Annotated in this window: 5 protein-coding genes; 4 read left to right on the top strand and 1 reads right to left on the bottom strand. The window is 70.0% G+C overall.

Translation table 11 applies throughout. The features are described 5' to 3' along the window. Positions 1-22 precede the first annotated feature (22 nt). The 4 genes from hrpA (at position 23) to KYX17_RS12505 (ending at position 9,636) form a co-directional block, all read left to right on the top strand. Positions 23-3,922, top strand: coding sequence for an ATP-dependent RNA helicase HrpA (gene hrpA / locus KYX17_RS12520; protein ID WP_243227337.1), 3,900 nt, complete (start codon positions 23-25; stop codon positions 3,920-3,922). A gap of 244 nt (positions 3,923-4,166) precedes the next feature. Further along, positions 4,167-7,088, top strand: a complete 2,922-nt coding sequence (locus tag KYX17_RS12515; protein WP_243227336.1) for an immunoglobulin-like domain-containing protein — start codon at positions 4,167-4,169, stop codon at positions 7,086-7,088. Between the two features lie 99 nt (positions 7,089-7,187). Next, positions 7,188-8,129 carry an NADP-dependent oxidoreductase gene (locus tag KYX17_RS12510; RefSeq protein WP_243227335.1) on the top strand — a complete coding sequence of 314 codons (942 nt, stop codon included), beginning with the start codon at positions 7,188-7,190 and terminating at the stop codon, positions 8,127-8,129. A gap of 70 nt (positions 8,130-8,199) precedes the next feature. Continuing rightward, positions 8,200-9,636 carry an LLM class flavin-dependent oxidoreductase gene (locus tag KYX17_RS12505; RefSeq protein WP_243227334.1) on the top strand — a complete coding sequence of 479 codons (1,437 nt, stop codon included), beginning with the start codon at positions 8,200-8,202 and terminating at the stop codon, positions 9,634-9,636. Between the two features lie 56 nt (positions 9,637-9,692). Here the strand turns inward: KYX17_RS12505 and mmsB are convergent, their stop codons facing one another. Further along, complete coding sequence (gene mmsB, locus KYX17_RS12500; protein ID WP_243227333.1) at positions 9,693-10,910, bottom strand: multiple monosaccharide ABC transporter permease; 1,218 nt, start codon at positions 10,908-10,910, stop codon at positions 9,693-9,695. Positions 10,911-10,919: the final 9 nt, after the last annotated feature.

Raw genomic sequence — 10,919 nt, 5'->3', positions numbered from 1 at the left:
GCTCGGGTTAGCATCGAAGGCTGTGTCAACGCCCGAACCCGTCATCTCCTTCCCGCCCGAGCTGCCCGTCAGCGCGGCCCGGGAGGAGATCGCGCGCGCCATCGAGGATCACCAGGTCGTGATCGTCGCGGGTGCGACGGGATCCGGCAAGACGACGCAGCTGCCGAAGATCTGCCTGGAGTTGGGGCGCACCCGTATCGCGCACACGCAGCCACGCCGCATCGCCGCACGGACGATCGCCGAGCGCATCGCCGAAGAGCTGCAGGTCCCCCTCGGTGCGACCGTCGGCTACAAGGTGCGATTCACCGACAAGGTGTCCGCGGACACCCGCGTCGCCCTCGTGACCGACGGCATCCTGCTCAATGAGATCCACCGCGACCGGCTCCTGCGCCGGTACGACACGATCATCATCGACGAGGCGCACGAACGCTCCCTCAACATCGACTTTCTGCTGGGGTACCTGCGCCGCATCCTCCCCGAGCGCCCGGATCTGAAGGTCATCGTGACCTCCGCCACGATCGATCCCGAGAGCTTCGCACGCCACTTCGCCGATGCCGACGGGGTCCCTGCCCCCGTCATCGAAGTCTCCGGACGCACCTACCCCGTCGAGATCCGCTACCGACCGCTCGTCCCGGAGACCGACGATGAGGCCGAGGATGCCCCGGCCCCCGAGGCTGAGGACGAGGTGACTGCCATCGTTCAGGCGCTGCGGGAACTCGACGCCGAGGCGCCGGGCGACGTCCTCGTCTTCCTGCCCGGCGAGGCCGAGATCCGCGATGCGGCGGATGCGGTGCGCGCCGCCTACACCTCGTCCGCGGCCCCCACCGAGGTGCTCCCCCTCTACGGCCGGCTGTCCGCGGCGGAACAGCATCGGGTGTTCGAGCGGTCACGCATCCCGGGAGTGCGGCGCCGGGTGATCCTCGCGACCAACGTCGCCGAGACGAGTCTGACGGTTCCGGGCATCCGCTACGTGATCGACACCGGAACCGCCCGCATCTCCCGCTACAGCAACCGGTCGAAGGTGCAGCGACTGCCCATCGAGGCCATCTCGCAAGCCTCCGCGCAGCAGCGCTCCGGCCGTGCCGGGCGAACGGCGCCGGGCATCGCGATCCGCCTGTACGGGGAGGGCGACTTCGAACGGCGCCCCGTCTTCACGGAGCCGGAGATCCTGCGGACCTCTCTCGCCGCCGTCATCCTGCAGATGCTCGCGCTCGGATTCGGCGACATCTCCGCCTTCCCGTTCCTCACCCCTCCCGACTCCCGAGGCGTCCAGTCGGCGTTCGACCTGCTCGTCGAGCTGCAGGCCGTGCGCCAGAGTCGGCAGGGGTCCTCACTCACGCAGCTCGGACGGGAGATCGCCCGGCTGCCGATCGACCCGCGCTTCGCACGCATGCTCGTCGAGGCGCGGCGCACCGACGTGCTGCCCGACGTGCTCGCGATCGTTGCCGGAATGTCGATCCAGGACGTGCGCGAGCGTCCCGAGGAGCGCCGCGAGGAAGCGGACCGGCTGCACGCGCGCTTCGTCGACCCCACGAGCGACTTCCTCACCCTCCTGAACCTCTGGAACCACCTGCGCGAACAGCAGGACGAGCTCGGTTCGAGCGCGTTTCGCCGGTTGTGCCGGGCGGAGATGCTCAACTACGTGCGCGTGCGCGAGTGGTTCGACGTGCACCGGCAGCTCTCGCAGCTGCTGGGTCTTCGTCGCGACGCCGAGCGCGCTGGGGGCGCGGCAGACCCCGCCGCGGTGCATCGCGCTCTGCTGTCCGGGCTGCTCTCGCACATCGGCATCCTCGACGAGCGCGAGAGGAGCCGAGAGGGCAAAGGTGCGCGCGCGGAGTACCGCGGCGCTCGTGGCACCCGCTTCTCGCTGTTTCCCGGCTCCGGCCTGCGCAAGAAGCGGCCGACCGCGGTCATGGCCGCGGAACTCGTCGAGACGAGCCGCCTCTTCGCGCGCACGGTCGCGGCGATCGATCCCGCCTGGGCCGAGCCGCTCGCAGGCGAGCTCGCCAAACGACAACTGAGCGAGCCGCACTGGTCGAAGGATGCCGGGGCCGCCACCGCCTACGAGAAGGTCACCCTGTTCGGCGTCGAGATCATCCCGCGTCGGCGCGTGCAGCTGGCCCGATTCGATCGTCCCCTCGCGCGCGAGATGTTCGTGCGCCACGCCCTCGTCGACGAGGAGTGGGATCTGTCCCGCCTGGCGAAGCCGCTCACCGCCTTCGCCAGGCGCAATCTCGAGCTGCGCCGACGCCTGGAGAAGCTCGAGGAGCGCGAGCGCCGCCGCGACATCCTGGTCGGAGACGAGGCCGTCTATGCGTTCTACGACTCCCGCATCCCCGCGGACGTGTTCGATGCCCGCTCGTTCGAAGCCTGGTGGAAGGACACGGTCGGGCGCACCCCGCGTCTGCTCGATCTGAGCGAGGCGGATCTGTTGGAGGGCGCGGAACGCGCCGACGAACGCGCCTTCCCGACCCGCTGGAGGCAGGGCGATCAGGTGCTCTCACTCGCGTACCGGTTCGAACCGGGGGCCGTGGATGACGGTGTGACCGCGGTCGTCCCCCTCGCGCTCCTGGCGCAGCTGTCACCCCAGGGGTTCGACTGGCAGGTACCGGGACTGCGCGACGAGCTCATCACCGCACTCCTGCGGGCGCTGCCCAAGTCCATCCGGCGCCATGTCGTGCCGGCAGCGGATTGGGCGGCCCGCTTCGCCGAGGAGCTCGCCGGCGCAGGTCCCGAGGATCATGCCGGGCTTCCACCGCTTCCCCTGCGCGACGCCCTCGCCTCCCGCATCCAACGCGTCGCGAACCAGCCCGTGAGCGCGTCCGACTTCGAGATGGATCGGGTGCCCGACCATCTGCTGATCTCGTTCCGCGCGGTCGACGAGCGCGGCCGTGCGGCCGGTTCCGGACGCGACCTGGTCGCCCTGCAGGAGCGTTTCGCCGATCGCGCGCGCTCGTCCGTCGCTCGCTCGCTACGTCGAGGCCCGGCCGCATCCAGCGTCACCGCTGCTCCCGGCACCCCCGGATCGCGCGTCGCGGCGAGCGCCGAGGGCTTCACCGAACGCACCGGGGTGAGCGACTGGGATTTCGGAACCCTCCCCGAGCAGGTCGACACGCGTGTGGCAGGCGGTGTGGTGCGCGGCTACCCCGCGATCGTCGACGACGGGGCGAGCGTGTCGCTGCGCATCGAGGCGACGCCGGAGGCCGCAGCGCGCGCGACGCGCGCGGGTATCCGCCGTCTCGTGCTCCACGCGGTGCCCTCCCCCGTCTCCTACGTGCTCGATCATCTGACCGCGAACGAGAAGCTCGCCCTCGCCGCCTCGCCCTATCCCTCGGCGAAGGCCCTCGTCGAAGACGCGCGCGTCGCGGTCGCGGATGCGGTCATCGCGCGCACGGCCCCGGACGGCATCGTGCGGGACCGCGCCGGCTTCGAGGCCCTCAGGGACGCGTTCAGCGCGGCCGTCACAGACGAGCTGTTCGCCGCCACGAGCCTCGTCGCCCGCATCCTGCTCTCGCTGCGGGAGATCGAACGCGCTATGAAGCGACAGAACTCGCTGACCCTGCTCGGCGCCCTCGGCGACATCCGAGCCCAGCTGGCCGGCCTCGTCTATCCCGGTTTCATCTCGCGGACCGGGCCGGCTCGCCTCGCCCATCTGCCGCGCTACCTCGCGGCGGTCGCCGAGCGGCTGTCTCAGCTGGCCGATCAGCCCGGGCGCGACCGGCAACGCCTCACCGAGTACGAGCGCTCCGCCGCGGCGTACACGGATGCCGGTGGCACGATCCCTCTCGCCGATGACGCACCCGCCTCGCTCGCGCATGCCCGATGGCTGCTGGAGGAGTACCGGGTGAGCCTGTTCGCGCAGCGGTTGGGGACGGCCGAGCCGGTCTCCGCCCAGCGCATCCTCAAGACGCTGCGCGGCTGATCTTCGTCCGGGCGCGGCCGCGCGCACGCGATGCTCCCGGTGCGTCGCACGCCGTTGACAACGTCTCCGTGCAGCGAATACGGTGATCGAAGGCCGAGAATGTTCTCGGTAACAACTACTGCCGACCGCCGCATTCGCGGCACACGATTGCGCGAAGACGCTCAACCGATCGCCACGGGGACCGTGACGTCCCCGCGCACGCTCCGCCGCGTCTCGCCCGTCGATGAGAGCGAGGAGCCTCCGCGTGAGCACGCGCCACAGATCCCGAATGCTGACCAGGGGCGGAGCGGTATGGACCGCTCTCGCGCTCGCCGTCGCCGCAGCGGTCGTCCCCTCCGCCGCCCAGGCCGCGACTCCTGCACCTCTCTTGCACTACACCTTCGACAGCGCCACGGGCACGACGATCCCGGACACGAGCGGCAACGGGTTCGACGCGACGCTGCAGCAGAGCGGCGGTGCCGTCGCCGACGGCAGCCTGTCGCTGCCCGGAGGATCCCGCGGCACGGCCGCCTACCTCGATATCCCCACGACGGGCCTCGTCGACAAGAAGGACCTCACCATCTCCACGTGGCTCTCGCCGCGCACGGGAGCAGGCAACACCGCCGCGGCCTTCATCGGAGCACCCGTCGCCTCCGGCGCCTCCTACTCGTCGGGGTACTGGCTGCTCAACCCCGCCAACCCCAACGGCTACGTCAAATCGGTCGTCACCAACGCGGTCTCGCCCGGCTCGCCCTGGAGCACCGAGGTCGGGCCCGGGGCCACCAACGCCGCCACCTCCGGCATCCGCACGCCCGCCGGTCTTAGCCTCTACACGACGGTCATCGACGGAACGACGGGCCAGTTGCGCGTCTACGTGAACGGCGCCCGTATCTCGCAGAACGCGATCGCCCGCGACGTCGCCGCGTTCGGCTCGAACCTCGTGGCGGCCCTCGGCCGCTCGACGTACAACGACGCGAGCTGGAGCGGACTGGTCGACGACTTCGCGATCTACGGACAGGCGCTCAGTGACGCCGACGTGCTGGCGCTCTACAACGCGGAGGCTCTCGATCGCGCCGTCGCCTCCGTGTCGGTCCCTGCGACCGCGGATGCCGACTTCGCCGTACCCACCGCAAGCGCGGGCGTCGCCGTGAGCTGGGGGTCGAACAACCCGGCGATCGCCGTCAGCAACGGCACGGCCACCGTCACCCGGCCCACGGCGGGCGCGGGCGACGCGAACGTCACTCTGACCGCCACCTTCACCGTCGGCGGAGCGAGCCGCGTCCAGACCTACTCGGTGCGGGTGCCTCAGCTTCTCTCGGACGCCGAACGCGTGGCCGCAGACCTTGCGACGATCCAGATCGCGAATCTCGACGACATCCGCACGAACTTCTCCGTGCCCGCCACCGGAGCGCAGGGATCCACGATCACGTGGACGGTGGATGCGGCCCACGCGACGTCCGCGGCGCTTCGGGCGGGCGTGCGCGACGACTCGCGCACCGTCGAGGTGACGCGGCCCGCACCCGGGTCCCCCGAGATCGTGGCGCAGCTGACCGCGGTCGTCACGCACGGCCAGGCGACCGCCAGCCGCACCTTCTCCGCCCGCATCCAGCCGCTGCCGGCGGGCGACGAGGAGACCGAGGCGTACTTCTGGACGTTCTTCACGGGCGAGGGCCAGGGCGCCGAGCGCGTGAGCATCGCCGCATCGAAGGGCAACGACGCGCTGAGCTGGAACACCCTGAACGACGGACAGCCGGTGTTCACCTCCACCGTCGGCACCGAGGGATTGCGCGATCCGTTCATCATCCGCGCGCCCGAGGGCGACAAGTTCTACATGATCGCCACGGATCTGAAGATCGACGGCCTGGCCGGTGGATTCACGACCGCGCAGATCTCCGGCTCGCGCTACATCGAGGTCTGGGAGTCGAACGACCTGGTGAACTGGTCCGAGCAGCGTCACGTGAAGGTGTCGAGCGACTACGCGGGGAACACGTGGGCGCCCGAGGCCTACTGGGATGACGAGCTGGACACGTTCGTCGTCTTCTGGGCGTCCAACCTCTACCCGACCACGAACGCCGCCGACCGTACGGCCGTCACCTACAACCGGATGATGTACGCGACGACCGATGACTTCGTGACCTTCTCCGAACCGCAGATCTGGAGCGACGTGCGCCGGGGTGCGGGACTCGGCCTCATCGACTCCACCGTCGCGAAGGTCGACGGCGTCTACCACCGCTTCACCAAGGACGAGGCGAGCATGACGATCCGCCACGAGAAGTCGACCGATCTGCTGGCCACGATCACGGGCACGCTCCCCGGCACCACCGGGCCGGCGGACGAGTGGACGCTCGTGAAGGAGCGCGTCGCCAGCGGTCTGCCCAACGGTGAGCCCGGGGGCACGTTCACCAGCGGCGAGGGCGCCAACATCTTCCCCGCCAACGCGGGCGATGTGAACGGGCTGGACTGGTTCCTCTTCATCGACCAGCCCAACTACCACGGCGGGCCCAACCACTACGTCCCGTTCGGCACGACGAACCTCGAGGACGGGAACGCGTGGCAGCCGCTCGGCGCGAAACTGCGCCAGTCGCTCCCCCAGAACGCCGACGGCGGCAAGCCGCGCCACGGCACGGTCATCCCGATCACGCGCTCCGAGTACCAGCGCGTGCTTGAGGCCTACGCGGCGGACATCGCGGTCGCCTCGGTCGATGAGATCGCGGTGACGACGCGTGCGGGTGTCGCCCCGACGCTGCCTCAGGCACACCTGACGAAGGCGGACGGTTCCCAGCAGAGCGTCGACGTCGCCTGGGACGCCGTCCCTCCCGCCGCTTACGCCACCGCGGGAGAGTTCACGGTTGCCGGCATCGCGCAGGACGACTCGCGCATGCCGGTGGAGGCGACCGTCACCGTCACCCCGGCGGTGTCCGTGCAGGCCACGACCAGCGCACGGTGCCTGGCCGGCAAGGCCGTGATCTCGGTCGCTCTCAGCAACACGGGCGACGGCCCCGCGGTGGCGACGATCACGACGGTGTACGGCGCGAAGACCGTCACGGTCGCCGCGGGCACGAGCACGTCGACCGCCTTCACGACGCGGCTCGGCGCGATGCCCGCGGGAACGGCCACGGTCTCGGTGACCCAGGCGGGTGCGAGCGCGAGCTTCACCGCACCGTACGCGTCGCTCGCCTGCGGCTGAGTTGTCACCTCCCGCCCCGTGGCGGACCGGCGAGTCGATCGCCCGTCCGCCGCGGGCGCATTGCGTCGGGCCGCGACACCGGGCAGAGTGGCGAGCACCATGACACACGCGATCGTCTACTCCGAACACGGCGGCCCCGACGTCCTCACGCTCACCGACATCGATGTCCCCTCCCCGGAGGCGGGCCAGGTGGCGGTGCGGATCGAAGCGGCCGGCGTCAATCCGATCGATGCGAAGCTGCGAGCGGGTCTGCGCGGCCCCGTCCCGATGACCCATCCCCGCCGCATCGGCAGCGACGGCGCCGGCGTGGTGACGGCCGTTGGCGAAGGGGTCGACGGGTTCCGCGTCGGCGACCCCGTCGTGATCTTCTCCGCCGGCGGTCTCTACGCCGAGCAGGCGATCGTCAAAGTCGGCTCGATCCAGCCGCGACCGCCGCAGGTGGACGCGGCGACGGGAGCCGCCCTCGGCATCCCGGTGGGCACGGCATACCAGGTGCTGCGCTCGCTCGACGTGCGCAGCGGTGACACCCTCGTCGTGCACGCGGGCTCGGGCGCCGTCGGCCAGGCCGCGGTGCAGTTCGCCGTGCTGTGGGGCGCCACGGTCGTGGCCACCTCGTCGCCGTCGCGCTTCGATCGTCTCCGCGAACTCGGCGCGATCCCTGTGGCCTATGGCGAAGGACTCGAACAGCGCCTGCGCGAGGCTGCACCCCAGGGCTACACGGCCGCGTTCGACGCGGCCGGCACGGATGAGGCGATCGCCGCCTCGCTCGCTCTCGTCGACGATCGTTCGCGCATCGCCACGATCGTACGCGGCGCGGATGCGGCGGGATTCGGCATCCGGGCGTTCTCCGGCGGCTCCCCCGACCCGCTCACCGACCAGCAGCTCGCGTGGCGGGCCGAGGCCGTGCCGGTCGTTCTGGCGCTGCTGTCGACAGGTCACTTCTCGGTCGAGCTCGGCGAACAGCTTCCGCTGGCCGAAGCACCGCAGGCGCACCGTCTCATCGAGGCCCATTCGCCGGGCAAGATCACACTGGTGCCCTGACGCCCCCGCGTCCATGACGCCGAATGTCGGCGTCATGGACGCGGGCGGAGCGCGGTGTGAGACTCGCCGAATGGCAAAGCGCATCATCCTGAACGCCTTCGACATGACGTGCGTCAGTCACCAATCCGCCGGCACCTGGCGCCACCCCGACAGCCGGGCCACGACCTACAAGGACCTCGAGTACTGGACCGAGCTCGCGAAGCTCCTGGAGCGCGGCCGGTTCGACTCGTTGTTCATCGCGGACGTGCTGGGCACGTACGACGTGTACCGGGGCTCCGCGGCCACGGCGCTCGGCGATGCCGACCAGGTACCGGTGAACGATCCGTTCCTCCAGGTGCCGGCGATGGCGCTCGTCACGGAGCATCTGGGCTTCGGCGTCACGGCGGCGCTGACGTACGAACAGCCGTACGCGCTCGCGCGCAAGTTCTCGACGCTCGATCATCTGACCAAGGGGCGCGTCGCCTGGAACGTCGTGACGAGCTACCTGAACAGCGCCGCGATCAACCTGGGCCTGAGCAAGCAGATCGCCCACGACGACCGGTACGAGATCGCGGAGGAGTTCGTCGACGTCACCTACAAGCTCTGGGAGGGTTCGTGGGAGGAGGACGCCGTCGTGGCCGACCGGGAACGCGGTGTGTACACCGACGCCGCGAAGGTGCATCCGATCGGCCACCAGGGCACCTACTACTCCGTCCCCGGCATCCACCTGAGCGAGCCGTCGCCGCAGCGCACTCCGGTGATCTTCCAGGCCGGCGCCTCCCCGCGCGGGCGCGCCTTCGCCGCCCGGCACGGCGAGGGTGTCTTCATCAGCCCCGCGAACCCCGCGCAGGCTCGCGAGATCGTCCGCGACATCCGCTCTCGCGCCGCGGCGGAGGGGCGCGATCCCGACGACGTGAAGACCTTCGCTCTGGTGACCGTCATCACGGCCGAGTCGGATGAGGCGGCCGAGGCCAAGTACGAGGACTATCTGTCCTACGCCTCGGGTGAGGGGATGCTCGCCTTCTACGGCGGCTGGACCGGCATCGACTTCGGGCAGTGGGGCCCGGATCAGCCGCTCGAAGAGGTGGAGAACGACAGCCTGCGCTCCGTGCTCTCCTCCCTCGCGAAGATCGATCCCGAACGCCGGTGGACCCCGGCCGATATCGTCGCGCAGCGTTCGATCGGCGGGATGGGGCCGGTGATCGTGGGCGGCCCCGAGACCGTCGCCGACGAGCTGGAGCGATGGGTCGACGAGGGTGAGATCGACGGCTTCAACTTCGCCTACGCGATCACCCCCGGCTCCTTCGAGGATCTGGTGGAGTTCGTCGTGCCCGAGCTCCAGCGCCGCGGGCGGGCGCAGACCGAGTACGCGGGCTCGACGCTGCGCGAGTCGCTCTACGGCGCCGGCCACGCGCGGGTCGCGGACACGCATCCGGCCGCGCGTTACCGCGGGGCGTTCGCCAACGGCGCGAGCGCCGCGGACGGCACCCTGCCCTCGCGCATCGCCGAGCGGCTCGCTGTTCGCTGACGAGCGCACGAAGAAGGGCCCCGCCGATCGGCGAGGCCCTTCTTCGGCTGCTGGGCTCAGTTGCCGGAGCGCCGCTTGTTGTACACGTCGAAGGCTACGGCGAGAAGAAGCACGAGGCCCTTCACGGCCTGCTGCCACTCGATGCCGATACCCATGATCGACATACCGTTGTTCAGCACACCGATGATCAGACCACCGATGATCGCGCCGCCGATGGTTCCGACGCCGCCCTGCACCGCCGCTCCGCCGATGAAGGCGGCAGAGATGGCCTCGAGCTCGAAGCCGTCACCGGCCTTGGGCCCGGCGAGGTTCAGGCGAGCGGTGAAGATGAGGCCGGCGAGCGCCGCGAGCAGTCCCATGTTCACGAACAGCCAGAAGTCGACCCGGCGGGTCTTGATGCCCGACAGCTCCGCCGCGTGACGGTTGCCGCCGATCGCGTAGATGTGACGGCCGAACACGGAACGGTTCATGACGATGCCGTAGACCAGCACGAGCACGGCGAGCACGATGAGCGTGACCGGGATGCCCTTGTACGCGGCGAGGGAGTACGTGAAGAACGCGATCGCGGCGGAGATCAGCACGAGCTTGGCGATGAACCAGACGATCGGCTCGACATCCTGCCCGTACTTGCGACGTCCGGCACGGGTGCGCCACTGCTGCACGACGAGGGCGATGATGCCGACCGCGCCGATGAGCAGCGTGAACACGTCGGGGTCGCCCCCGAAGATGCCGTCGAGGAAGCCGTTGCCGAGGGCCCGGTACTCGTCGGGGAAGGAGCCGATGTTCGCATTGCCCAGCACGACGAGCGCGAGTCCGCGGAAGATGAGCATGCCCGCGAGGGTCACGATGAAGGCGGGGATGCCGACGAAGGCGACCCAGAAGCCCTGCCACGCGCCCACGAGCGCGCCGATCGCGAGCGACAGGACGATCGCGAGCCACCAGGGAAGTCCCCACTGCACCGCGAAGACGCCCGAGACCGCGCCGATGAAGGCGGCCACGGATCCGACGGACAGGTCGATGTGGCCGGCGATGATGACCATCACCATGCCGATCGCGAGCACGAGGATGTAGCCGTTCTGCACGACCAGGTTCGAGATGTTCTGCGGACGCAGCAGGATGCCGTCGGTCAGGACGGCGAACAGCACCACGACCGCGAGCAGCGCGATGAAGATGCCGTTCTTGCCGAGATCCGTCAGCACGTGCGTGATCCAGCGGGTGGCCTTGTTGTCGACCGGGTTGATCGTCGCCCCGGCAGCGGTGTCGTTGTTCGACATGTCGTTGTC

The organism is Microbacterium sp. CIAB417, from assembly GCF_022788845.1.
Note: the sequence above shows the minus strand (reverse complement) of the source record. Positions and strands in the feature narration are given on the sequence as shown.